This is a genomic window from Falsochrobactrum tianjinense (assembly GCF_019100495.1).
GTDB lineage: Bacteria > Pseudomonadota > Alphaproteobacteria > Rhizobiales > Rhizobiaceae > Brucella > Brucella tianjinense.
Window position 1 is genome coordinate 216,912 of the sequence record NZ_JAHRVA010000005.1, and the last position, 23,456, is coordinate 240,367.

Below are 23,456 nucleotides of genomic sequence, written 5' to 3' on the forward strand. Positions count from 1 at the left end.
TGAACAGGAAGGACATTCCGATGCCGGACAGGCCGAAGCAGGATGAACAGAAGACCGAGCGCTTCAATATGTTTATGTCGCCGTCTGAAATGGCAGCGATTGATGATTGGGCTTGGAAAAACAAAATCCGATCCAAGTCAGAGGCGGTTAGGCGCCTTTGTCGGATTGCTTTGACGTATGAGGATCTCAAGCCGGCCATTAACAACAGCATGAAGCAATTAATTGATGCAGTGCTGATCCTTGGTAACGAAACATTGAGCGAACGCCCCAAGACACCTGATGAGATGGAAGAATTGCGCTCATTGGCGCAAGAAGTATTTGCCCATACTTATGGACTTTACGACAAACTACTGGAGCAAACGGTACGTCTTGGCGGTCTGGTGGATGGAGAGTCTGAGTTTCAGGAAGCGTTAGATTGGGAAGCAAAGGCTGCAGATTTCCTTAGAGGGACCTCATTCTTTGACGCTCTTAAGAAATCTCCTGAAGCAATGCAGAAACTTGATGAAGCAATTGCGTCGAAGAGGAATGATAGTAAGGGTACAAAAAAATGAAAGGTCACATCCGGGAGCGCTCCCCCGGCAAGTGGGCGATAGTCCTTGACGTTCCTGATCCTGAAACAGGTCAGCGCCGCCGTAAATGGCATACCTTCCATGGCACCAAACGCCAGGCCGAAACTGAATGTTCCCGGCTGATAGCTGAATTGGATGGCGGCAGTTATATTGAGCCGTCCAAAACGACTGTGCGGGAATATTTCACCCGCTGGCTGGCACATGAAAAGGCGAACGTTTCACCCAAGACGCATCAGCGATACGAAGAATTGCTGATGAAAAACGTCGCGCCGGTTATCGGTTCGGTCACGCTGAATAAGCTCACAGCCGCTAGAATAGACGGCTGCTGGGCGCACCTGTTGGAAAATGGACGAAGGGACGGGAAGGGCGGACTGTCGCCGCGTACGGTCCACCATTGCCGCCGTGTGATGCTAACTGCGATGGATCAGGCGTTGAAGTGGGATTTGCTGAAAAAGAACCCGGTTGCGCTCACCCGCCCACCGAAGGTCGAGCGCGAGACAATGGAAGCTTATACAGCTGCGCAGACAGCCATCCTGCTTGATGAGTTGCGTCATACGCGGATTTATATCCCTTCGCTTCTTGCGGCGCTTTGCGGCCTTCGCCGGGGTGAAATCCTCGCTCTGCGCTGGCGAGACGTTGATTTGTCGAACGGCCTGCTTTCGATCAATGAGAGTGCGGAGGAAGTCGGCAAGGAAGTCCGGTATAAGGAAACGAAGTCAGGCAAGGCGCGCACTGTTGCCCTATCCTCGACCGTGCGGGAAGAATTGCAGCGACACAGGGCAGGGCAGGCCGAAGAGCAGTTAAAGCTTGGTATCCGTCCAGAAGATAATTCTTTTGTCGTGGCGCAGATTGATGGCCGACCGCTCAAGCCGACTTCTCTGACACATGAATGGACACGCCTACTGGCGAAAACTTCACTGCCCCGCATTCGCTTTCATGACTTGCGGCATTCCCATGCTACCCAGCTTTTGGCTGCGGGCGTTCATCCGAAGATTGCCAGTGAGCGGTTGGGCCATTCGACTATCGGTATCACGCTCGATCTTTATTCCCACGTCATGCCGGGAATGCAGGCAAATGCAGCTGAGCAAGTTGACGCCGCCATAAAAGCTGCTAAGAAAGCGACCGATAAGTGATTGGGTAGCAAATCGGTAGCAAATAGCGATTTGAAGCTTTCCAGAAACCGGGGAAAGTCTTTCTAAAACAATTACTTGGAGGGGTGGCCGAGCGGTTTAAGGCACCGGTCTTGAAAACCGGCGTGCAGGAGACTGTACCGTGGGTTCGAATCCCACCCCCTCCGCCATTGGCCAAGCTGCGTGTAGCGTGTCGNACCGGCGTGCAGGAGACTGTACCGTGGGTTCGAATCCCACCCCCTCCGCCATTGGCCAAGCTGCGTGTAGCGTGTCGCTCGTTCCTGACATTTTGACGCTGGTTTTTAGACAAAATCAATATTTCTAAGCGGACGTTTAGGGATCGTTTGAGGGGCATTTAAGCCCCGTCAAATCAGTCATCATGATTTCAGGAAATTGTCTGCCCTACTCTTATCGTTCTGACAGCGCTCTTGGGTAGGCGACGGCTCAACGGTCAATCCGTATCGGCTTTCGCGCAGACAACATCACGTTAGCCGTCAAATCCACTCTCGGCAATGGGCAGCTTTAAGAGTGCGCCACGCATACGCCGCAGCCAGACTGACCACCCCGTTACCGGCCGCATCGGATCGGTCCAGCCGATTGGCCATCCCATCACCCAATCCGAAAAGTTCGGGTTGAAGGTCAGGTCGTTGATCGAGGACCGTGGCCCAGCGTTCAAACTGATATGGAGCGGGTGCGAAGATGGGGTCGTGGTCCAGGCGGCCTCTGCCTGCTCAACGCTAATCTTCAACCCAACGGCGCTCGGATGCAATGAGGTGTGCATGCATAGCGACTTGCGCTGCGAAGGGGTCTTTCGCCCGTAGTGCGGTTAAAATGGCATAATGCTCTTCAACTGCTAATCGCCATGTACTCGGACTTTCCGTACGCCGCTGCATCCGTTCTGAGATGGGACTGTGTCTTTCATCGAAGATCTTAGTTACCATACTGGTTAGAACGCTGTTTCCCACCGCTGATGCGAGGCCGATGTGAAACTGTTTATCGTGTTCGACAGGCTTGCGATTGGCCTCGATTTCTCGCGTCATTGCTTCAAGGATACTTTCCAATTTTGTTAGTGCCTGCTCGCTGATTTTTGCTGCACATTGCGCCATCAAACCGCATTCGATCAAGATTCTCGCCTGCATCAGTTCAACAGGACTTTCGCCCAATGTCTGGTCATTCACGACAGTATCGGCCGGCGGCAGGACATAAATGCCCGATCCAGATCGAATTTCTATCACGCCCTCGATTTCGAGAGCAATAAGCGCTTCGCGAAGCGATGGGCGTGAAATGCGCAATTGCTGCGCCAGATCACGTTCAGCCGGCAACCTTGATCCGGCTGCCAGTGAACTTCCATCGATAAGCTTCCGGATTTGGTCCGCGATCTGCTGGTAGACTCGTCTAGTTTCGATCATTTGGTAAGACCAAAATAATGGATTGCGTTTAATGTCATCGCAATCCTCCTCATTTTTTGCCAGTTCTCCAACAATATCGAGAAAGTGGCTTGACCAATTATTTAATTTCCCCCATTAAAAGATAACTTTTGTCAAAGCTCAGGGAGGAGGAGCGCGATGAGAGGTTTTTCTGCAAAGAAGCTATCTGAAACGGCTCCTGTGCTGCTGAAGCTCGATAGTGTATCAAAGGAATTTCCAGGCGTAAAAGCACTTTCGAGTGTTAGCTTCGATTTACGCGCCGGTGAGGTTCATGCTGTATGTGGAGAAAATGGCGCCGGCAAATCGACGCTTATGAAAATTATCAGCGGCGTATATCAGCCAAATTCAGGCTCGATCACGTACAAGGGGGCGGAGGTTCAATTCGCTTCGACTTTGGAGTCGGAAGCGGCTGGCATCGCTATCATCCATCAGGAACTTAATCTTGTGCCGCATCTGAGCGTCGCGGAGAACATCTATCTCGCACGCGAACCTCGCCGGGGCTTTCTGGTCGATCGAAAGAAGTTGATTGCAGATGCCAAGCGCTGTCTGGGTAGGCTTGGGGTTAATATCGATCCGAATGTGCAGGTGAGGACACTGTCGGTCGCCCAATGTCAAATGGTGGAAATCGCGAAAGCGCTTTCTCTAGACGCAAATGTGCTGATTATGGACGAGCCCACCTCGTCTTTGACGGAACAGGAAGCCCAGCTTCTCTTCAAGGTGATCCGTGATCTGAAAAATCAAGACACCGGCATTATTTATATTTCTCACCGGCTGGATGAGATGCAGGAAATCGTTGATCGCGTTACGGTTTTGCGCGATGGGCGATATGTCTCGACCGACGATTTTGCCGACCTAACGATCGATGAAATTGTTGCACGCATGGTTGGGCGATCGCTGGAGGACAAATTTCCCGAGCTGACCCGTCAGCCTGCCAATGATGTGATTTTCTCGGTAAAAGGCCTCACAAGGCGCGATGTTTTCGAAAACATCAGTTTTGATATTCGTCGTGGCGAGATTCTTGGTTTTGCCGGGCTGATGGGCGCAGGACGAACGGAAGTAGCGCGCGCGATTTTCGGTGCTGATCCACTTGACGCGGGCACGATTGTGCTCGACGGCAAAGAATTGAAGATCACTGATCCACGCAGCGGGATCGATGCCGGCATCGCCTACCTGTCTGAAGATCGCAAGGTGCAAGGCCTGGCCATCGCGATGCCTGTCGACGCCAATCTGGTAATGGCCCGCATGCAGGCGGTCAGCAACAGTCTAGGCGTCATTGATCGCAAGCAACAGCGGGACGCAAGCCAGCATTATGTCGATCTTCTGAGCATAAAGACGCCGAGCCTCAATCAGCCGGTTCGCCTTCTGTCGGGTGGCAATCAGCAGAAGATCATCATTGGCAAATGGCTGTTTCGTGAGCCGCGGGTCATGTTTTTTGACGAGCCGACACGTGGCATCGACGTTGGCGCGAAATTTGCGATCTATCAGATCATTGATGAGCTTGCTGCGCGTGGCATCGCGGTCGTTTTGATCAGTTCCGAACTGCCGGAAGTGCTCGGGATGTCTGATCGCATCGCTGTCTTTCATGGCGGCCGTATCGCTGCGACTCTCAAGACGAGTGACACCAATCAGGAAGAGATCATGCATTATGCGTCCGGCAGTGGTCGACGCGGCGAATAAGGATAATTAGCATGACGGAAGTAACCAACGGTAAACTGCTAGAGCAGGGTCAGATTTCAGCAGATAAAGGACGGCGTCTCAGCGAGCGACAGAAGGATATCATTCAGAAATTTGCAGCACTTGGCAGTCTTGTCGTGCTAGCTGCAATCTTCTCCGCGACGAGTAGCGCCTTTTTCTCTGTCGGCAATGGCATGACAATAGCACTTCAGGTCACGTCGATTGCTTTGCTCGGTATTGGTGCGACCTATGTGATCATCACGGGTGGCATTGACCTTTCCGTTGGTTCGGTGCTCGCGCTCGCTGGCGTTGTCGCAGCACTCGCCGTCAAGGAACTCCAGCTTCCCATCTGGATTTCAATGCTGCTTGGCATCCTTACCGGGTCGCTTTGCGGCCTGATCAATGGTCTCGTTGTCACCAAGTTGCGGTTGCCTCCTTTTATCGCCACGCTCGGCATGATGTTGATTGCCCGCGGCGTTGCCTTGCAGATCACTGGCGCCCGCGCGGTGTCGGGACTGGGAGAAAGCTTCGGTGTTTTGGGTAACGGCTCACTGTTTCGGTTGGAGTCTATCGACGAACAGGGGTTCCCGGTCGTCACTTTTCCAGGCATCCCGTATCCCGTTGTCCTGATGATTGTAATCGCCATCATTGCCGCGTTCGTTCTGAATCGGACTGTGTTCGGTCGCCATATCTATGCCATCGGTTCCAACGCCATCGCAGCGCGTCTGTCGGGCGTCAACGTCTCGCGGATCACGATCTACACCTACCTGATTTCAGGCTCACTGGCTGGGCTTACCGGCTGTGTGCTGATGTCGCGACTTGTCACTGCGCAGCCGAATGAAGGTGTCATGTACGAACTTGATGCCATCGCCAGTGCGGTCATCGGCGGCACCTCACTGATCGGCGGGGTCGGTACGATTTCCGGAACCTTTATCGGCGCGTTCGTCATTGGCATTTTGCGTAACGGTTTGAACATGAATGGCGTCTCCGCCTTCACGCAGCAGATCATCATCGGCCTTGTCATTCTGGTCACTGTCTGGATCGACCAATTGCGCAATCGCCGCTGAAGAGGAGGACGGGAAGGGTAGGTCCTTCCCCCGTTTCGAACTCCGGTCGGGTTCGGTTATTTGGAGGAAAACATGAGTAAATTTAAAGCTGCGCTTCTCGCTTCGGTCATGGTCTTCGGCGGGTTGACCACTGCTTCGGCCGGTGAAATTGCCGTTATTGTCAAGACGGTCAATTCGACCTTCTGGCAGAACGTTCAGAAGGGTGCTGATGCTGCCATTTCCGAGGCAAAGGGCGAGCATACGATGACTTTCCAGGGGCCTGCATCGGAGTCAGCTATCGCTGACCAGGTCAATATGGTCGAAAATGCTGTCAACCGTAAGGTCGATGCCATACTTCTCGCGCCTTCCGATCCCGATGCGCTCGTGCCAGCTGTGAAAAAAGCTTGGGAAGCGCGTATCCCGGTTGTCATCATTGATAGCCAGCTCGCCAGCGGTGCCGAGAAATATTATCAGTCCTTCTTGTCCACGGACAATAAAAAGGCTGGAGAACTCGCCGCGAAAGCTTTGATCGAAAAGATCGGAACGACGGGTAAGATTGCCGTTATGTCCTATGTTGCCGGCGCAGGGTCCGAAATCGGTCGTGTGGGTGGTTTTACCGACTATATCAAGGCCAATTCGAAACTTGAAATCGTTGGCCCCTACTATTCGCAGTCCCAGATGGCTACCGCGCTGAACCAATCCACTGATGTTCTTGCTGCCAATAGTGACCTGAAGGGCATTTTCGGAGCGAACGAGCCGACCGCAATTGGCATGGGGCGGGCGATCAAGCAAGCCGGCAAAGCGGGCAAGGTTACTGCAATCGGTTTCGACGGAAACCAGGATTTGCAGGAATTCGTCAAGGATGGCACGCTGGCTGCAATCGTTGTCCAGGGTTCCTACCAGATGGGTGATATTGGCGTTGCAACATTGCTGAAGCTGCTCAAGAAGGAAAAGGTCGAAAAGACAATCGATACCGGCGTCGTTGTTGTCACAAAGGACAATGTCGAGAAGCCGGAAGCTAAAAACGTTCTTTACTAAGTCAAAGCTCGCGCGCGGAGCATATCCGCGCGCTCATTTCGGTCAGATCGGGAATTCAGCGCATCATGAAGGTTTCAGATAGGCGCAAATTGCGCAATCGTGACGTCTCGTTCACGCTAATGGGTCTCGGCTGTGCCCAGATGGGTAATCTCTATCGATTGACGAGTTATCAGGAATCCCTGAGTGCTTTCGAGGCGGCTTGGGATGCCGGTATCCGTTATTTCGATACAGCACCTTTTTATGGCTATACGCGTTCTGAACGCCGCCTTGGCACCATGGTGACGGAGCACAAGCGCGACGAATTTGTGCTCAGCACCAAGGTAGGGCGCGTCATGGTGCCGGACGAGACGGTCGGGCCGGAGGAAGACGCTTACGTGGAGCCGCTGCCGTTCCGGCCGACTTTTGATTACAGTTACGATGCGATCATGCGTTCTTTCGAAGTAAGTCGCCAACGCATTGGCGTGTTCGCTCCTGACATTCTGTATATTCATGACATTGGCCGCGCCACACACGGAGATCGTCATCAACACTATTGGGACCAATTAACCAAGGGCGGCGGGTTCAAGGCGCTTGGCGAACTGCGTTCCGCGGGCTTGGTAAGGGCCGTCGGTTTAGGGGTCAATGAATGGCAGGTCGTATCTGACGCGATGCAGGAGTTTGACATCGACGTCTCCATGCTTGCTGGACGCTATACCTTGCTAGAGCAAAAATGCCTTTCTCTTCTCGACCGTTGCCACCGCGATGGCGTTGGTATCGTTGTGGCTGGTGCTTTCAATTCCGGTCTTCTGGTGGGCAATCGGAAGTTCAACTATGCCGACGCACCGACCGATCTCCTGGCGCGTGTCGATGAAATCCAAGCGGCATGCGAATCCGAGGGCGTTAACATGCAAGCGGCGGCGTTGGCCTTTCCAACACTGCATCCAGCTGTGGTCACGGTCGTTTCGGGTGCCCGCAATGGCGAACAGATGAAGGCAAATATCGATTGGTTTGAGCAGGAAATTCCCGCCTCGTTCTGGACCCGGTTGAAGGATAAGGGATTAATTTCAGGGGACGTACCAGTCGATATCAACTGAAACATCGACAAGTTTATGCATAGATCTGGCAGGTGCAGACGCTCATTTTACGAAGCCTTCAAACCCGGTTCTCTTGCGCTTCTTACAGTTGAGCGAGTTGTTTGAACACGTTCCTAATTATAGCCCAATCGGGCAGAACTTACGATCAATGCCGCAGCTCTTGAGCTACACCCACTCTAACGGTGCGAGCCGGTGAGCGGCATGAATGCTTTCTAAGTGTGGTATTCCCCTGTTTTTAATGCGTCTCAATCGACAAATCACGCGCACCCCCCAGCGCTTAGCGATTGACGCTAGTTAGTGTCAATACTCGGTTAAGGCCCTTCCTACTACTCCCAAGCTTCTTTTGCTTTTTCATTGAGAAGCAGCGGGTTCCACATAGGTTTCAACGCGCCAAATTCGCAGAGCGGGAAGTTTAATAACCTCCTTTGGTGGTTCGAGTCGAACTGCACCATGATTATTAACCAGACTATTCAGTCACAATGCTATGTGTTACGTGCTGTAGCGATAATGATCGCTACAGCTGACTCCTACGACGATATCAGACCTCTCTGAACCGCCACGACTGCGTACGTCTCAAAAGAAACCGTGACACTGCAAAATAGGCCAGGCGGGCGATCACGTTGGTATAGAATATCATCATGCCCATCGCAGCCGCCGGAGCCACATCACCCGCATCGTCCATGTTGAGAACCGCAATCGAGGCCAGCGCGGTATGTGCGGAATAAAGAAACACGACAGCCGACACGGTGGTCATGGCATTGACGAACAGATACAGCGAGATATCGAGAATTACGGGTAGGCAGACCGGTACCGTCACACGGACGAACAATTTATAGAATGGCTGCTTGAGCGAAGCCGATACGGCTTCGAACTCCGAATCCATCTGCTTCAGTGCAGTCAGGGCCGTGAGATGAGAGACACTGTAAAAATGCGTGACCGTGCAAATGACGAGTATGGCCATGGTTCCATAAATGCCATGAAGCGGATTGGCCGGATTATTGAAAAAGAAGATATAGGACAGGCCCAGCACCATACCTGGAACCGCCATCGGCAGCATCGCCAGAAACTGGAACAGCATCCTTCCTTTGAAAAAGCCATCTGTCTTTTCCACGGCATATGCGCCGATGAATACAATGATTGTGCCGATGATCGCTGTCAGGAAGGCAAGCTGGATCGAGTTGGCATAGGCAGCCCACCCGCCGCCATCCATGCGGCTGAAATCGAAATTGCGCAGGCCCAACGTCATGTCGTAGGGCCAGAAATTGACGACAGCCGCCAGTTGGCACACAGCCATCAAGCCGACGATGAAAACGGCAATCAAGGTGCAGTAGAGAAGGCTCAGATTATCGACGAGCGGCTTCTTCTTTGGCACCAGCGGTACAGCGCGGGCAGACAGTAGAGCAACCTGTTTACGCTGAATGGCCCGATCGACAAAGAAGGCGACGATGGCCGGAAACAGCAATATGACCGATACCACTGCGCCAATCTCGAAGTTTTGCTGGCCAATAACCTGCTTGTATATGTCGACGGCAAGCACATTGAATTGACCTCCGATAACTTTGGGCAAGCCGAAATCGGTAATCACCAGATTGAACACAACGAAAGCGGCCGAGATCAGGCCATACCGGGCGCCCGGAACGGTAACGGTCCAGAACGTACGCCATTTCGACGTGCGCAGCGCTTCCGCCGCTTCATAATGACGGGCATCGGAGACGGCGAGCGCCGTCGATATGATCATCAATGCGTGTGGAAAGGTGAAGAATACAGACCCGAGTACAATCCCCAACGGTCCATAGATAGGCACGCCGAAAAGCAGTTCCCTCAATATGCCCTGATTGCCGAAGAGGTAGATGAGCCCGATCCCCGGCAACAATGACGGAACAAGAATTGGCATGACAGCGATCAGCTTGAAGAGCCCCTTGAACCGCATCTGCGAACGGTTGAGTGCATAGGCGAAACCGAAGGCGAGCGTCACAGTCAGGATCATGCTGGCGACCGCAATCAGAAACGAGTTCTTGATCGATAGAAACAGCGTTGGCGATGAAAAATAGGTTCGGTAGTTTTCGAGGCCTCTAATCTGTGACGGCATGAGCATGACGCGCCGGAAAGTATTGGAATCCATCTCCTGCCACGCTTCACCTTGATGCGGCGTCGTACCAATCAGGAAGCGCGCATCCGGTGTCAGACCGCGAATCCGATAATGTTCCGGTCCGCGAAAGCTGAAGTCCGGAAACAGATCTGTTGGCGCCAGCCTACCACTATTGGATGTGGCGAGATCGTCGGACTTGAGGACGCCAAGTGCGTCGTTCAGCGCGGCAAGCGTTTGCGGATTCTGCCAGTTGCCCTTTCCGTCACTGACCTGAACTTCAAAATTGCCAAGCTGGAACTGGTAGCTGTTGAACGATTTGGTGAGCATGACGTAGAGCGGCGCGGCCAGCGTCATGAGAAGATAAAGACCGATCACCAGCATCATGCCGTACTTGATCCTGTCATCAGCGCTCACTTTACGGAACAGCGTTTTGCGGGAATCGGCCGGCATGGCCAGATGGTCGCTGACAGTGCTCATTACTGCGCCCTCTTGCCGAAGACCAGCATGCGGCTCTTGGGCAGTTGAACCAGGATCGACATGCCTTCGACCAGTCGGAGACGCCGCTCGGCATTGACTGAAAAATCCGCAATCAAGGGTTGGTTCTGAAGATCGGGGCTGCGCATATGCGTACGCCAGAATGATCCCAGGAACTCCATGGATTCGATCTGTACCTCAATCAGATTCTCGCCATTTTCGGCAAAGGACCGATCATCGATCAAATGACCGTGGGGGACGATATCGTTGGGACGAATGACAGCGACGGCTTCGGAACCGGCAGGCAGATCATGCTCATGACAATGGAGAGAAAAGCGCCCCACCCCAACCGCGCCTTTATTGGCGACCACAACCGGATATTTGTTGGTTTCGCCGATGAAGTCGGCCACAAACAGCGTATTGGGATGGCGATAGACCTCCAGCGGAGTTCCGACCTGTTCGATTTTACCGCCATTCATTACGACGATGCGGTCAGCGGTCGCCAGTGCTTCTTCCTGATCGTGGGTAACCATGATCGTGGTGACGCCAAGCTTGCGCTGCAGCTCTTTGATTTCGTGCCGCAGGTGGACCCGAACTTTCGCATCAAGCGCCGAAAGCGGTTCGTCCAGCAGAAGCAGTCCCGGCGAAATTGCAATTGCCCTGGCCAAAGCGACGCGCTGTTGCTGGCCGCCTGAAAGCTGCGCCGGATATTTGTGCGCCTGATCAACCAGACCAATCAGCTCGAGCAATTCTTCAACGCGTGCCTTGATCTCGGCGCTCGGACGCTTCCAGTTCTCCAGCCCGAAGGCGATATTCTTTTCGATCGTCAGATTGGGAAACAAGGCATAGGACTGGAAAACAATGCCGTAATCCCGTTGTGAGGGAGGCAGGACGGAAATATCTCGTCCCGCCTGCCGAATACTACCACGCGTTTGCAGATCCAGTCCGGCAATCGCACGTAGAAGCGTGGTCTTGCCGCATCCGGAAGGACCGAGAAAACAGATGAACTCACCTTCGCCTATTTCCAGATTGATGTCTTTCAGAGCCTGAAAGTCCCCAAAACTTTTCCATAGGCTTTCAATTTGAAGGTAGTCCTCGCGAACTGGATGTGCAGGAGCGACTGAATATAACGTGTCGTTGAACGGCGCTGGCTCCGAAGCGGTATCGTTGTTCACACTTGAATTCCTCTGGATGAGCATATGTTTCTCCCATACGGATCTGGCAGTGTACGAATTGCGTCGCGATAGGACGTCCAGCTAGAGCATTTCCCGTTTTGATTGAATCGTAGGAAATGCTCTATCTGGTTGTTTTAACACGCATATTGTTCCGAAAACCGATTTACACATTCCGGGATGCGCTTCAGCTTCACGTCTTGCGCGGTGCAAATCGGCTCTCGTGGCTGCAGAAAGTGCTTCAGCCTTTGGTTTCGGACTTGGAATCGAAGCGTTTCGTCCACTCATCCAGAATTGCCTTCCGATTATTGGCGGCCCATTCCAGATTGTTATCGATCATCTTGGACTTGAGATCGGACGGAATATGCTCCACCGACTTGGCGACGCTTGGCAAGGCCACCACAGCGAAACTCTGATTGAGAGCTTCCATCGCATTGGGGGTCAGCGTCCAATCCATGAGAGTCTGGGCAGCCTCCAGATTAGGTGTGCCAGCCATGATCGCGACGGCTTCAGACTCCCAGCCGGAACCTTCTTCCGGGAAAATGATATCGATCGGTGCGCCCGCTTTCTTGACCTGTGACGCCGGGAACTCAAACGAAATACCAATCGGTATTTCTCCGGCTCCTGCCATCTTGCACGGCTTCGAACCGGAATGGGTATAATTGGCGATATTAGCGTGAAGAGCGTCCATAAAATTCCACCCCTCCTTCTCGCCGAACATTTGCAGCCAGGAGGATACATCAAGGAAGCCGGTTCCCGACGAGGCAGGGTTCGGCATCACTACATGCCCCTTATATTCCGGCATGGTCAGATCCGCCCAGCTCTTTGGCGGTTTCAGTCCGAGCTTTTCCGCCTCAACCGTATTGAAGCAGACGGCAGCGACATAAGCATCAAGGCCGATCCAGCTCGTCGGACGGTCCTTGTCCACGAAACGCGGGTCAAGCTTGTCGACCCCCTTCGGCGTATAAGGCTCCAGCATTCCTTCGCTTTTCAGAACCAGCAATGACGTGGCAGCAATCCCCCAGATGATATCGGCCTTGGGATTGTTTTTTTCCGCAAGCAACTTTGCGGTCATAACACCGGTGGAATCGCGCACCCAGTTGATCTTGATATCCGGATGGTCCTTGTTGAAAGCGTCGGCAAAACGTTGCAGATCGACAGCTTCGAAAGCAGTATAGACCGTCAGTTCCGACTGTTGAGCCTGCGCACCGTAGGGCAAGCTCAGGGCAGTTACGAGTGATAATATGAAAGCACCTTGTTTCAGCATGTGAAATTTCCCCATTTTTAGCCTTGAGCGGCTTAGTTTTATGTTCCCTGTCTGGTGGATCTCAGACTTTTCATCTTTTTGATCAGTATAGTGTGGATTCAGGTTGAATAAGTAAAATCTATTTATCTTATGAATTCCAAGGCAGAACTTATAGCAGGCGATTAGGGCGCATCCCGAAGGGTGAGACGGTTGTCGGATAAGAATTGCATCAAAACAATTATTGAGAGCGCGTTTCCTGTTTTGATTGATTCATTCAAAATGCTCTCTCTGTTTGTTTTTACGCATGTCTTTATCCCGAAACCGGTTTCCCCTTTCGGGAGACATGCTCTAGTGGCTACTGACTGTGAGAATTACTCCTTCTATGATATCCAGAGCTTGGTCCAACTCGGCTCGAGTGATGATCAATGGCGGCGAAAGCGTCAGCACATTACCCTGGCTGATCTTGAAGCTGACGCCACCGTCGAGGCAGCGATAGTAAACGGCCTCCGCCATTGCATGGTCAGGTATCCGTGTGTCGCGGCCCGTCACCAGCTCCACACCGAACAACAATCCCCGCCCGCGCACATCCCCGACGCGGGGACACCGCGCTTGAAGTGCGCGCAAACGGCCAATCGCATAAGCGCCAAGCTCTGCCGCGCGCTCCACCAGGCCCTCCTGTTCAATGATCTCAATTGTCGTGAGCGCTGCGCGAGCCGTGACGGGATTTTTCTCGTGCGTATAATGACCGATCGCAAAGTCGCCGCAAACATCGAGATCGCGACGAACGATGGTGCTGGCGATGGGTAGCAACCCTCCGCCGAGCGACTTGCCAAGAACAATCATGTCGGGCGTAACGCCGTCATGATCCGACGCGAAGAACTTGCCCGTCTTGCCCAATCCGGTCGGTATCTCGTCGAAGATCAGCAAGGTTCCGTGCCGGTCGCAAGTCTCGCGCACCTCCTTCCAGAATCCCGGTGGTGGCGGATAGGGCGTTGCACGCATGGGTTCGGCAATGACAGCTGCGATATCGCCTTCCCGCTCCAGCACAAACGACACAACATCGGCGCAGGCAATGCCGCAACTGTCCGGGCCCTTGTGCTTGTAGTGACAGCGATAGCAGGCAAAAGGCGGCACATGCTCCGTTCCCGGCAGCAGCGGCCCGGCAATGCCGGACCGGAATGTCGCCTCGCCGCCGACCGAGGATGCGCCGAAGCCTGCACCATGAAAGGCATCCCAGAAGGACAATGTCTTGAAACGTCCCGTTGCGGCGCGCGCGACCTTTAGGGCGACTTCGATGGCATCCGATCCTCCCGTCGTAAACAGCACCTTGTCCAGATTGCCAGGAGCAAGAGTGGCCAGCTTTTCGGCGAGCAGCACGGCAGTCTCGCAAGTGAAGCGACGAGGCGCAAAGCAGAGCTCGTCCATCTGCTTCTTCACGGCTTCAATCAGACGTGGATGCGCGTAGCCGATATGATGAGCGCTATTGCCATGAAAATCCATGAAGCGCCGCCCGTTGGCATCCTCGATCCAGATGCCTTGCGCCTTGACAATCGCCGTCAGACACGGACTGGACAAACTTTGATGCAGGAAAACATCAGCGTCGCGATTCAGCAACTGCTGCATGGCTTGACTGTTTTTATGCTCTTGCCAGCGCTGGCGGGCCTCCGAGCGATTAGATTCGCCTTCCGTATGCACCGCCAGTTTCATGCGCTTCCCTTTCCCCGCTGCTTCGACCTTCGTGCTTTCCCGTCTATGTTTCCCAGGGCAGCGAGAACGTCTTGACGTTGGTAAAGCTCTTCATGGCTTCGATCACACCTTCTTTGTAACCGTTGCCGGAATCCTTGATGCCTCCGAACGGAGACATCTCGATCCGATATCCCGGGACTTCCCAGATATTGACGGTGCCGACTTTCAAACCCCGAATGTATTTCTGCATGCGACGGTAATCATTGGTGCAAACACCAGACGACAAGCCAAAGTCCGTTGAATTCGACAAAGCGATCAGGGCATCGTCATCTTCCGGTGCTCGGATGATCGGAATGACGGGGCCGAAGGTTTCCTGCATGACCAATTCCGAACCATGTGGAACTTCGTCCACAACGATCGGTGGCAGCAATGCGCCTTGTCTGCCGGGGTCGTAGAGTACCTTTGCTCCCTGTTCGGCAGCCGAATAAACAAGCTGCTCAAAACGCGCCGCGGCCTGTTCGTGCACGACTGTGCCAAGCTCCGTCTGCGGGTCCATCGGATCGCCGAAGCGGATTTTCTTCGCCCGTTCCAAAACCATCGGCACGAAACGGTCCGCAACACTGCCCTGACAGAGAATGCGTTTCACCGCCGTGCAGCGCTGGCCGGAATTCTTGGTCGCGCCAGCAACCGCCAGATCGGCGGCCTTGGCCAGATCATCGTCGCTCAGATCGTTGAGGATGATGAGAGGATCGTTGCCGCCAAGCTCCAACACCATCCGCTTGTAGCCCCCGGTTCGGGCAATCATCTTGCCCACCGGAACGCCGCCGGTAAAGGTGATGAGGTCGATAACGGGGTTCGTAATCATTTCCAGCCCAATATCGCTGGGCAGGCCTGTGACGACCGACAGCATCTGCGGCGGCAAGCCGGCTTCATACATGATGTCGCACAACATCAAAGCCGTCATCGGTGTCAGTTCGGTCGGTTTCACCACAACGCAATTGTTCGTGGCAATTGCGGGCGCAACCTTATGAGCCACCATGTTCAGCGGATGATTGAATGGTGTGATCGCGGAGATTGCCTGCAACGGTTCGCGAGTGGTGAAAATCTTGCGCGCCTTGCCGTGCGGTGTCAGATCGCAAGAGAATATTTCACCGTCATCATGCAGGCACATCTGTCCTGAAAGTGTGAAAACGTCGTAAGCGCGCCCGACTTCGTAATAGGCATCCATCTTCGAAATGCCGAGCTCTGAGGTAATCAGGCTGGCCATTTCTTCCTTGCGCTCAACCAGTAGCTCGGCAGTGCGCAACAGAATTTTCTGCCGTTCGTAACGAGTGAGCTTCGATTGGTAGGACGCTGCAATCCTGAAGGCTTCGCGCGCATGCTCTGCCCGACCTGCGGGAACAGTACCGATCACGGCATTCGTATAGGGATAATGGACATCGAATGTCATATCGGCATCAACCTTGCGGCCAGCGATGCGCATCGGCTCGTGTCGTGTCTTGATCTGTGTTTCAGGCTTGACCATGGCGTGTTCCTTCATCGTCACGCGTGCGCAGCCGCAGTGACAGCGTAAAAGAATGCATCGAAGTTTCGCAAAACCGGCGCATTCGGCAAGTCCGGCATCTGCCGGTTGACGATGAACGGTACTTCCCGCTCGGTCAGTCCGCCATGCGAGCGCAAGGGTTCGTTGAGCGCAGCCAGATCGTGTCGATGTTCGCTGGTACCGATGGCCTTGTTGACGGTCGAAACCAGAACAATGTCACCAATACGGTCAGCGGGTAGTTCGAAGCGCTCAGCAGCAGCCGGGTTATCCAGCACGACATCTATGCCTTCAATCCCTGCAAGGCGCTTCATGATATCGGCAATATCCGTGCCTTCAGGCAGATAGGCGGTAGCGAAAGAACCGAGCGCACCATGGTGGACGACATAGGGATCGGTGATCGGCAGGATAACCCGGGCGGCATCCTTGCCAAGCCATTCGTCAAGAATATCTTGAACATAAACCACATCTGGCGAACCATCGGCCTTATGCTTCGGCTTCATGCCGTGATCGGCCGTTACCACGATTGCAGCGCCAAGCGCATCGAGTTCGGTCAGATATTTGTCGAACATTTCATAGAAGGCGTTGGCTTGCGGAGTGCCAGGCGCATATTTGTGCTGCACATAGTCCGTCGTGGTAAGATACATCACATCCGGGCGGAATGTCTGCAGCAGCTTCACGCCAGCAGCAAAGACGAACTCCGACAATTCGGCCGAATAGACTTCCGGCACGGGCATACCCAGCCATTTCGAAGCATTGTCGATGCCATTTTCCGCCTTGGTGGTCGTATCCGAACGCTCTGCCGAAAAGCAGACGGCACGTTCATCGTCAAACTGCAATCCTGCTCCCAGCAGGGCGCGCAGCTTGTCCTTCGCGGTCACGACGGCAATTTTGGCACCGGCATCGTAAAAGCCTTTGAAGATGGTCGGTGCGCGGAGGAAACGCACGTCGTTCATCATCACTTCCGCCCCGGTCTCGCGATCATAGAGATAATTGCCGCAAATCCCGTGCACAGCCGGCGGGCGCCCGGTCGCGATGGATAGATTATTCGGGTTGGTAAAGCTTGGGATGACGCTGTGAGCAGTGCGTACAGTGCCAGTCTGCTTGATCCGCTTCAATGTCGGCATGAGCCCGGCAGCTATTGCTTCATCCAGATAGGCTGGTTCGCAGCCGTCAAGGCAGATAGCGACCGCCGGGGCCTTGGGCCAGCTATAGTCGCGGTCGTTCACCGTAACAGTCAGATTGGTCATCTTATTCACGTCGATATCCTTTGCGGGCCGGGTCCAAACCCGTTTGTGTTCCAAAATCTATGCGGCGAGTTTTGCTCTTTCATCGAGAGCCGCAGCCGGTGGCACAGCCGTGTCGACACCCATGGCATCAAGGGTTTCCCGTGCAGCAGCGACAACCTTGCGCATGACAGCCGCATCCATCCGGCCGATGCAGCCGATACGGAAACTTTCGACTACCGTCAGTTTTCCGGGATAGATAATGAACCCCTTGTTTTTCATCAATTCATAGAATCTGTTGAACTCGAAATTCGGGTGGGCCGGTGTGAAGAACGTCACGATAATCGGCGACAGCCAACGGTCGCGAAGCAAGGTTTCAAAACCAAGCTCGCGCATTCCCGCGACCATGACATCGCGATTTTCGGTGTAGCGAGCAAGCCGGCCCTTGGCTCCGCCTTCCGCCTCATGTATACGCAACGCTTCCATGAAGGCGGCAACGACATGGGTTGGCGGTGTGTAGCGCCATTGGCCTGTCTTGTTCATTGCGATCCACTGCGCATGAATGTCGAGCGACAGGGAGTGGCAATTGCCTTTGGAAGCCTCCAGCTCGGTCTTTCTGGCAATAACGAAACCAAAACCGGGCACCCCTTCAATGCATTTATTGGCAGAGGAAACCATCGCCTCATAACGGATGGTGCCGACGCTGAGATCGATCGCACCGAAAGCACTCATAGAATCCACCAGCAATTTGCGACCACGCGCATAAACCACTTCGGAAATTTCGCCGACCGGATTTAGAATGCCTGAACTCGTTTCGCAATGCACGACGATCACATGCGTAATGGCTGGATCTGCATCGAGTGCAGCGGCCACTTCATTGCCGCGCGGAGGTAAATAATCACCTTTGTCAATTACACTGTAAGCTCGCCCCAGATAATCCAGCGTCTGCGCGATGCGCTGGCCATAGGCTCCGTTGATCAAAACCAGGATCTTGCCGTCACGGGGTAAGAAAGTGCCCAACATCGCTTCAACCGCGAATGAACCGCTTCCTTGAATCGGAACGCAATCGAAATCGCCCTTTCCGTCTCCGGCAATATCCAGAAGCCGCCGACGCATTTCCGCCGTCATTCCTCGAAAATCTCCATCCCAGGATCCCCAGTCCCGCAACATTGCCTGCTTAACTTCGGTGGCTGTTGTAAGTGGTCCAGGAGTTAGGAGATATGGCTCACCCAAAACCGGGGGATCAAACCTGGACCCAATGATTCTGTCGTATTCCACGATTTGTCCTCCAAATGGTCTCAAACTTGTTCAGATGGTGGACACAGCTTGTGGTTTGGCTCACTATTTGTAAAATCGTTCTTTTAGATCAGTTTATAAGTAAGGCTTATTGATAATAATGGCTCTTACGCTTAGCAATTGTGGTGCGTAACGTGTCAAGGTTGGTTGTTAAACACGTACACCCATTGCGCAGCAGCAGCGGGTAAGCAGCGTGATGGCAAATAGCCAAAGCGAACGAAGCATCTACCTCGTGTCTAGGCGCATGGAAAATTTGGATCAGGCGAAACTCACGCCACCTGAATTACGGATCTACCGCGGCCCAATGGGGACAAAAGAAAATCGTCAGAACAATTTGTCGGCAATTTGAAAATCCAATCACAGCTTGCTTTTTGCGATCTCCATAAATGCCCGGATGAGCGCACCCGAGCTCCGCTCGTTCAGACAAATGGCGGCTTCGTCCATAAGCATTTCATCAGAATGGATATGGATTGCCTTCAGTCGCATGTCAGCGCTGAACTCTGCTTTTGAGACAAACCCCACACCTGCACCGCTTGCAACAATTTCTCGCACGGCCTCTCGTCCCTCAGCTTCGATGACCGGCACCAGTTGGATCCCGTTGCTTGCAGCCAGGTCCTCAAGTTTTCTCCGGGTCTTCGACCCCTGCTCGCGGAAAATCAGCGGCATTTCCGCAAGTTGTCCCAATGTCAAAGACTGTGCCTTTGATGCAGGGTGATTAACGGACGCAAAAGCGATAATCGGCGACGAGCTGAGTTTGTGTATCTCAAAATCCTGAGAATCTGGGATCTCACCCAAAATGCCTATATCAGCTTCGTAACTATAAAGAGCTCTGACGACAAAGTCGGTGTTTCCCGTATTCACACTAATTTTTACGTTCGGATAGCGATCACGGAATGCGCGCAAAATGCCCAGTAGGTGATGCGCTGCGTCTGCTACGATGGTCAGATTTCCGATCTTGAACGCGCGAGATTCGGAAAGCAATTCATTTGCCTGCTTCTCGACTTCGAACAAGCGATGTGTGATTTCGAGAAGCTTTCGGCCAAACTCCGTGAGAGTAATCTGCTTCTTGTGCCTGTGGAAAAGCAAGATGTCGTATTCTTCTTCCAACTTACGGACCTGATCCGAGATAGCAGGCTGAGTAAGATAAAGAGCTTCGGCAGCGCGCGAAAAGCCTCCGTAAACAGCGACATAGTGAAAGGCTCGCAGCTGCACATAGCGCATCTCGTGTGATCCTGCCGGTTAGTGTAGGTCAGATTTCATAAGTCTAGCTTATCGATCAATCTGAAAGAACGATTTTACAGATAGTCGAGCAAATTGCACCCTATGTCCAGTCGTTTCAAGCAAGTCCATCAAAGCGACTTGTGATGAACAGACTTTGAAAGAGACACAGGAGGTTGGGTACGATGGCGCACTACGATGTTGCTGTGGTGGGTGGAGGTATAATCGGCCTTGCTCATGCATATGTTGCGGCAGTTCGGGGCAAGAAGGTAATCGTGCTAGATCGCGATGCCCAGAGTAATGGTGCGTCGATCCGAAATTTCGGATTCGTAACCATAACCGGGCAGGCAGCTGGCGACTGCTGGTCAAAAGCTCGCCGTGCTCGTGAGATATGGGAAGACATTGCCAACGCCGCCGGTATTAATATTGTTCAACGCGGTATGTTGCTTGCCGCGCGATATGGTCCTGCAGAAACCATCATCGACGAATTTTTAAAAACCGATATGGGTTCGGAATGCAAGAAGCTCACTACGAACGAGGCGCAAAAGCTCGTCCCTTCATTGCGAAAAGAGGCCGGACAACTGGGTTTGTTCAGCCCGCATGAAATCCGTGTCGAATCTCGTGAAGCGCTCCCCCGTCTAATAACTTTCCTGAGTGAAAAACTCGGTGTAGTTTTTCAATGGAATACTTATGTTCATGCGGTCAATGCACCATCACTTTCTACGAGTAAAGGTACTATCAATGCCGAAGCGACCGTAGTCTGCCCCGGAGATGACTTCACGGGTCTGTTCGCGGACCGACTGCAGAAGTTTGATCTGTCCCGTTGCAAGTTGCAGATGATGCGTGTCACCTCTCAGTCGAACATAAAATTCAAAAGCACCCTTCTCTCCGAGCTTTCACTAGCGCGTTCATCTGGATACCAAGGGCTTCAAGGGCTCAGCGAATTACAGCAGCAGTTAAACAGCGAGATGTTTGGACAGCGTTCGAACGACATTCACTTGATCGTCGCGCAATCGCCCGATGGTTCTCTGGTCGTGGGGGATAGTCATCACTACTCCAGAACTCCCGACCCTTTCGGTTCAACCGAAATTGAAGGCTACATGCTTTCTGAGTTCGGCCGTGTTCTGGATATGCCAGCGTGCAGCGTTTCTGAACGCTGGGTGGGGACTTATGCATGGGCTCCGGGCCGCTGGCGTATCACAGATCAGCCATCTGATGCGGTGCGATTGGTCGTCGTTACGAGCGGCTGCGGTGCTTCAACTTGTTTTGCAATTGCCGAAGAAACAATCGACGATCTTTTTGGCAGTCAGGCCATCAATAAATAATTCTGCATACCTTCAATGAATTGAAAGTAGTACAAATACATGAACGGTTCTCTGGTCCTTTTGCATCTTGCCGGTGCAGTCGCGCTCCTGCTCTGGGCGACACGCATGGTGCGAACAGGGGTGGAGCGTGCCTATGGCGATCGTTTGCGTTGCCGCTTGCGCAACCAGATGCAGAACCCACTGCTTTCGATAGCCTTTGGCCTTATTCTGGCAATTGCCTTGCAGAGTTCGACGGCCGTGACGCTTCTGGTCGGTTCCTTCGTCGGATCGGGCATCGTCAGCGGGGTTGCAGGTCTGATGGCCGTGCGCGGAGGCGAGCTTGGTTCGGCACTCGTTGTGAAAATCCTGAGCTACGATCTGACATTGCTGGTTCCGCTCTGCCTTGTTTCAGGCACAGCCATTTTCATGACCACAGAGCGACGTGACTGGCGTCAGATCGGGCGCATTCTCGTTGGCATCGGTTTGCTCATCATGTCACTGGAAATGACAGGGCAGGCGACAGAGCCTTTGCGCCAAAGCGAGCTTCTGCCCGTCATCGTGGATTATCTCTCCAGCGATCCTGTGACTGCCTATCTACTGGCGGCATTGATGACGTGGCTGTTTCATTCCAGCATCGCGGGCGTAATCCTGCTGACCACTTTCGCATCGCGCGGACTGATCACGCCGGAGCTTGCGGTGATCATGGTGCTTGGCGTCAATCTTGGTTCATCAATCATCGCGCCGATCCTGACCCGCAACGCACCACCCGAAACCCGTGTCGTGCCGCTCGGTAATCTTTTGATGCGCGGCGCTGGCTCGCTGCTCATGCTGATCCTGTTTGAGGCCTTCAAGCCCTCGATCGGCTTCCTTGGTGGCGACCCCGTTTCGCAGGTGGTCAACGCCCACATTCTGTTCAATGTCATTGTCATGGTCGCAGGCATTCCGTTGTCTGGACTGGTGCTCCGTGCGACTGAAGCACTGGTTCATCTCAATTCAGACAAGAACGCACCCGTCCAGCCACTTGAGGTCGAAGAGTATAGCGCGCTTGATAATGCCGTTCTTGATCGTCCGTCCCAGGCGCTCGCCAATGCAACGCGCGAAGTCGTCGGCGTTTGCGATACAATTGAAGTGATGCTGCGCCGGATTATCGATCTCTATGAAAAGCCGGATCAGGCGTGCATCAACGAACTGGCAAGCCTCGATGACCGGGTCGACAAGAAGCATGCAGCCATCAAGCTGTATTTAACCAAGCTCGCATCTAAAGACCTCGATGAGTTTGAAGCTTTGCGGATGCAGGAACTGATGGGCGCATGTGTAAAGCTCGAACAGGTTGGCGATATCATCGTACGCAACATGCTCGCGCATGTTCAGAAGAAGATGGATCACAATCTGGAATTCACCGAGGAGGGCTGGAAGGAGCTCAGCCATTTCCACGCAATGGTGCTGGCGAACGCCCATATGGCGTTCAATGTCATCGTCTCGCGTGATGGGCGTACCGCCCGTCAACTCGTGCAGGAAAAAGACAATCTGCGTGATCTTGAAAAGCAGACGAGCATGCGCCACTTCTCGCGGCTACGCGAGGGTTCAACCCGAAGCATCGAGACAAGCACGATCCATCTCGATACCATTCGCGATCTCAAGCAGATCAACTCGCTGCTCGCATCAATGGCCTATCCGGTCCTTGAAGAGCAAGGATTGCTCGGCTCGACGCGCTTGAAAACAGCGAAGCAGAGCTAGCTTTCTGGTGCAGTCTGTCCACGTCTGAATAAAGGACTCTGACGCTCCTGCGACTAGCCGGTTAAACTTGATTAAGATGTGAGAAGGTCTACATCCAATATACGGTTTTGATCGGATCTAGGGACTATTCAGTAATCTATTTCAGCGACAGAACGACCACATGCTTTCGGCCTTTTAGACTGCCCGGTCGCAAAGATATGTTTCGCACAACAACTCAGCATAACGGCTACCGCTTGGTAGTTTCTGCGATGGTGGAAAGGCTGTCCGCTCTCAACGCTTCGTTTGGCTCGCAAAGTGGTGCTCGCAACAGCAGTTGTCAAAGATTTTCGTCGTTCAAAACAACAACGATAGTTCCTAAACCGCTTTATTCTCAAACACTATTTAATGATTGCGGAACCTAATAACCAACATCCTGGAGTCGGACATGCGCATTGATAAAATTTCTGATTCCAGATTAAGAACATTGTAGTTAGAGCTGGCTCGGGAAATTTGAACAGGGGGATAAGTGGAA

17 protein-coding genes and 1 tRNA gene are annotated in these 23,456 nt (G+C 53.2%); 9 read left to right on the plus strand and 9 right to left on the minus strand.

From position 1 onward, the window contains the following. Positions 1 to 20: 20 nt before the first annotated feature. From KUG47_RS13100 to KUG47_RS13110, 3 genes are all read left to right on the plus strand, one after another. Complete coding sequence (locus tag KUG47_RS13100) at positions 21 to 551, plus strand: hypothetical protein (RefSeq protein WP_217678415.1); 531 nt, start codon at positions 21 to 23, stop codon at positions 549 to 551. Then, complete coding sequence (locus tag KUG47_RS13105) at positions 548 to 1,702, plus strand: site-specific integrase (protein ID WP_217678416.1); 1,155 nt, start codon at positions 548 to 550, stop codon at positions 1,700 to 1,702. Before KUG47_RS13100 ends, KUG47_RS13105 begins: the two co-directional genes overlap by 4 nt. Positions 1,703 to 1,779: 77 nt before the next feature. Then, a tRNA-Ser gene (locus KUG47_RS13110) sits at positions 1,780 to 1,869 on the plus strand. Between the two features lie 567 nt (positions 1,870 to 2,436). Here KUG47_RS13110 and KUG47_RS13115 read toward each other — a convergent pair. Beyond that, on the minus strand, positions 2,437 to 3,108 hold the full coding sequence (locus tag KUG47_RS13115) for a FadR/GntR family transcriptional regulator (protein ID WP_217678417.1): 672 nt from the start codon (positions 3,106 to 3,108) through the stop codon (positions 2,437 to 2,439). A gap of 156 nt (positions 3,109 to 3,264) precedes the next feature. On the opposite strand from KUG47_RS13115, the gene KUG47_RS13120 reads away from it, so the two are divergent. The 4 genes from KUG47_RS13120 (at position 3,265) to KUG47_RS13135 (ending at position 7,957) form a co-directional block, all read left to right on the plus strand. Beyond that, entirely contained in the window at positions 3,265 to 4,803 is a 1,539-nt protein-coding gene (locus KUG47_RS13120; protein WP_217678418.1) for a sugar ABC transporter ATP-binding protein, read from the plus strand. Positions 4,804 to 4,814: 11 nt separating this feature from the next. Then, the gene (locus KUG47_RS13125) at positions 4,815 to 5,867 is read left to right on the plus strand and encodes an ABC transporter permease (RefSeq protein ID WP_217678419.1); all 1,053 of its coding nucleotides are present in this window, start codon (positions 4,815 to 4,817) and stop codon (positions 5,865 to 5,867) included. 72 nt (positions 5,868 to 5,939) lie between these two features. After that, positions 5,940 to 6,884 carry an ABC transporter substrate-binding protein gene (locus tag KUG47_RS13130; protein WP_217678420.1) on the plus strand — a complete coding sequence of 315 codons (945 nt, stop codon included), beginning with the start codon at positions 5,940 to 5,942 and terminating at the stop codon, positions 6,882 to 6,884. Positions 6,885 to 6,949: 65 nt separating this feature from the next. Next, the gene (locus KUG47_RS13135; protein ID WP_217678421.1) at positions 6,950 to 7,957 is read left to right on the plus strand and encodes an aldo/keto reductase; all 1,008 of its coding nucleotides are present in this window, start codon (positions 6,950 to 6,952) and stop codon (positions 7,955 to 7,957) included. A gap of 538 nt (positions 7,958 to 8,495) precedes the next feature. Here KUG47_RS13135 and KUG47_RS13140 read toward each other — a convergent pair. From KUG47_RS13140 to KUG47_RS13175, 8 genes are all read right to left on the minus strand, one after another. Next, positions 8,496 to 10,523, minus strand: coding sequence for a putative 2-aminoethylphosphonate ABC transporter permease subunit (locus KUG47_RS13140; RefSeq protein ID WP_254799548.1), 2,028 nt, complete (start codon positions 10,521 to 10,523; stop codon positions 8,496 to 8,498). Further along, positions 10,523 to 11,695: a putative 2-aminoethylphosphonate ABC transporter ATP-binding protein gene (locus KUG47_RS13145; RefSeq protein ID WP_422718088.1), complete on the minus strand. Its 1,173-nt coding sequence runs from the start codon at positions 11,693 to 11,695 to the stop codon at positions 10,523 to 10,525. Before KUG47_RS13145 ends, KUG47_RS13140 begins: the two co-directional genes overlap by 1 nt. Positions 11,696 to 11,933: 238 nt before the next feature. Continuing rightward, positions 11,934 to 12,956 carry a putative 2-aminoethylphosphonate ABC transporter substrate-binding protein gene (locus KUG47_RS13150; RefSeq protein ID WP_422718092.1) on the minus strand — a complete coding sequence of 341 codons (1,023 nt, stop codon included), beginning with the start codon at positions 12,954 to 12,956 and terminating at the stop codon, positions 11,934 to 11,936. A gap of 330 nt (positions 12,957 to 13,286) precedes the next feature. Then, positions 13,287 to 14,645, minus strand: coding sequence for a (R)-1-hydroxy-2-aminoethylphosphonate ammonia-lyase (gene pbfA / locus KUG47_RS13155; protein WP_217678424.1), 1,359 nt, complete (start codon positions 14,643 to 14,645; stop codon positions 13,287 to 13,289). A 43-nt stretch (positions 14,646 to 14,688) separates the two neighbouring features. After that, complete coding sequence (phnY, locus tag KUG47_RS13160) at positions 14,689 to 16,149, minus strand: phosphonoacetaldehyde dehydrogenase (RefSeq protein WP_217678425.1); 1,461 nt, start codon at positions 16,147 to 16,149, stop codon at positions 14,689 to 14,691. A 17-nt stretch (positions 16,150 to 16,166) separates the two neighbouring features. Further along, positions 16,167 to 17,414 (minus strand): phosphonoacetate hydrolase, encoded by a 1,248-nt coding sequence (gene phnA / locus KUG47_RS13165; RefSeq protein WP_254799560.1) that lies wholly within the window; start codon positions 17,412 to 17,414, stop codon positions 16,167 to 16,169. A gap of 57 nt (positions 17,415 to 17,471) precedes the next feature. Continuing rightward, positions 17,472 to 18,668 (minus strand): 2-aminoethylphosphonate--pyruvate transaminase, encoded by a 1,197-nt coding sequence (locus KUG47_RS13170; RefSeq protein ID WP_422718089.1) that lies wholly within the window; start codon positions 18,666 to 18,668, stop codon positions 17,472 to 17,474. Positions 18,669 to 19,043: 375 nt separating this feature from the next. Beyond that, positions 19,044 to 19,907: a LysR substrate-binding domain-containing protein gene (locus tag KUG47_RS13175; protein ID WP_217678427.1), complete on the minus strand. Its 864-nt coding sequence runs from the start codon at positions 19,905 to 19,907 to the stop codon at positions 19,044 to 19,046. Positions 19,908 to 20,089: 182 nt separating this feature from the next. Between KUG47_RS13175 and KUG47_RS13180 the strand changes: the two genes are divergently transcribed. Together KUG47_RS13180 and KUG47_RS13185 are read left to right on the plus strand one after the other, a co-directional pair. Then, positions 20,090 to 21,229 (plus strand): TIGR03364 family FAD-dependent oxidoreductase, encoded by a 1,140-nt coding sequence (locus KUG47_RS13180; protein ID WP_217678428.1) that lies wholly within the window; start codon positions 20,090 to 20,092, stop codon positions 21,227 to 21,229. A gap of 39 nt (positions 21,230 to 21,268) precedes the next feature. After that, the gene (locus KUG47_RS13185) at positions 21,269 to 22,945 is read left to right on the plus strand and encodes a Na/Pi cotransporter family protein (RefSeq protein WP_217678429.1); all 1,677 of its coding nucleotides are present in this window, start codon (positions 21,269 to 21,271) and stop codon (positions 22,943 to 22,945) included. Positions 22,946 to 23,456 lie beyond the last annotated feature (511 nt).

Excerpts from the sequence above, each read along its gene's own strand:
- KUG47_RS13130 (WP_217678420.1), top strand. The coding sequence starts at position 5,940 with ATGAGTAAATTTAAAGCTGCGCTTCTCGCTTCGGTCATGGTCTTCGGC.
- KUG47_RS13115 (WP_217678417.1), bottom strand. The coding sequence starts at position 3,108 with ATGATCGAAACTAGACGAGTCTACCAGCAGATCGCGGACCAAATCCGG.
- KUG47_RS13125 (WP_217678419.1), top strand. The coding sequence starts at position 4,815 with ATGACGGAAGTAACCAACGGTAAACTGCTAGAGCAGGGTCAGATTTCA.
- phnA (WP_254799560.1), bottom strand. The coding sequence starts at position 17,414 with ATGACCAATCTGACTGTTACGGTGAACGACCGCGACTATAGCTGGCCC.
- KUG47_RS13135 (WP_217678421.1), top strand. The coding sequence starts at position 6,950 with ATGAAGGTTTCAGATAGGCGCAAATTGCGCAATCGTGACGTCTCGTTC.
- KUG47_RS13175 (WP_217678427.1), bottom strand. The coding sequence starts at position 19,907 with ATGCGCTATGTGCAGCTGCGAGCCTTTCACTATGTCGCTGTTTACGGA.
- KUG47_RS13105 (WP_217678416.1), top strand. The coding sequence starts at position 548 with ATGAAAGGTCACATCCGGGAGCGCTCCCCCGGCAAGTGGGCGATAGTC.
- KUG47_RS13120 (WP_217678418.1), top strand. The coding sequence starts at position 3,265 with ATGAGAGGTTTTTCTGCAAAGAAGCTATCTGAAACGGCTCCTGTGCTG.
- KUG47_RS13185 (WP_217678429.1), top strand. The coding sequence starts at position 21,269 with ATGAACGGTTCTCTGGTCCTTTTGCATCTTGCCGGTGCAGTCGCGCTC.
- pbfA (WP_217678424.1), bottom strand. The coding sequence starts at position 14,645 with ATGAAACTGGCGGTGCATACGGAAGGCGAATCTAATCGCTCGGAGGCC.
- phnY (WP_217678425.1), bottom strand. The coding sequence starts at position 16,149 with ATGGTCAAGCCTGAAACACAGATCAAGACACGACACGAGCCGATGCGC.
- KUG47_RS13100 (WP_217678415.1), top strand. The coding sequence starts at position 21 with ATGCCGGACAGGCCGAAGCAGGATGAACAGAAGACCGAGCGCTTCAAT.
- KUG47_RS13140 (WP_254799548.1), bottom strand. The coding sequence starts at position 10,523 with ATGAGCACTGTCAGCGACCATCTGGCCATGCCGGCCGATTCCCGCAAA.
- KUG47_RS13180 (WP_217678428.1), top strand. The coding sequence starts at position 20,090 with ATGGCGCACTACGATGTTGCTGTGGTGGGTGGAGGTATAATCGGCCTT.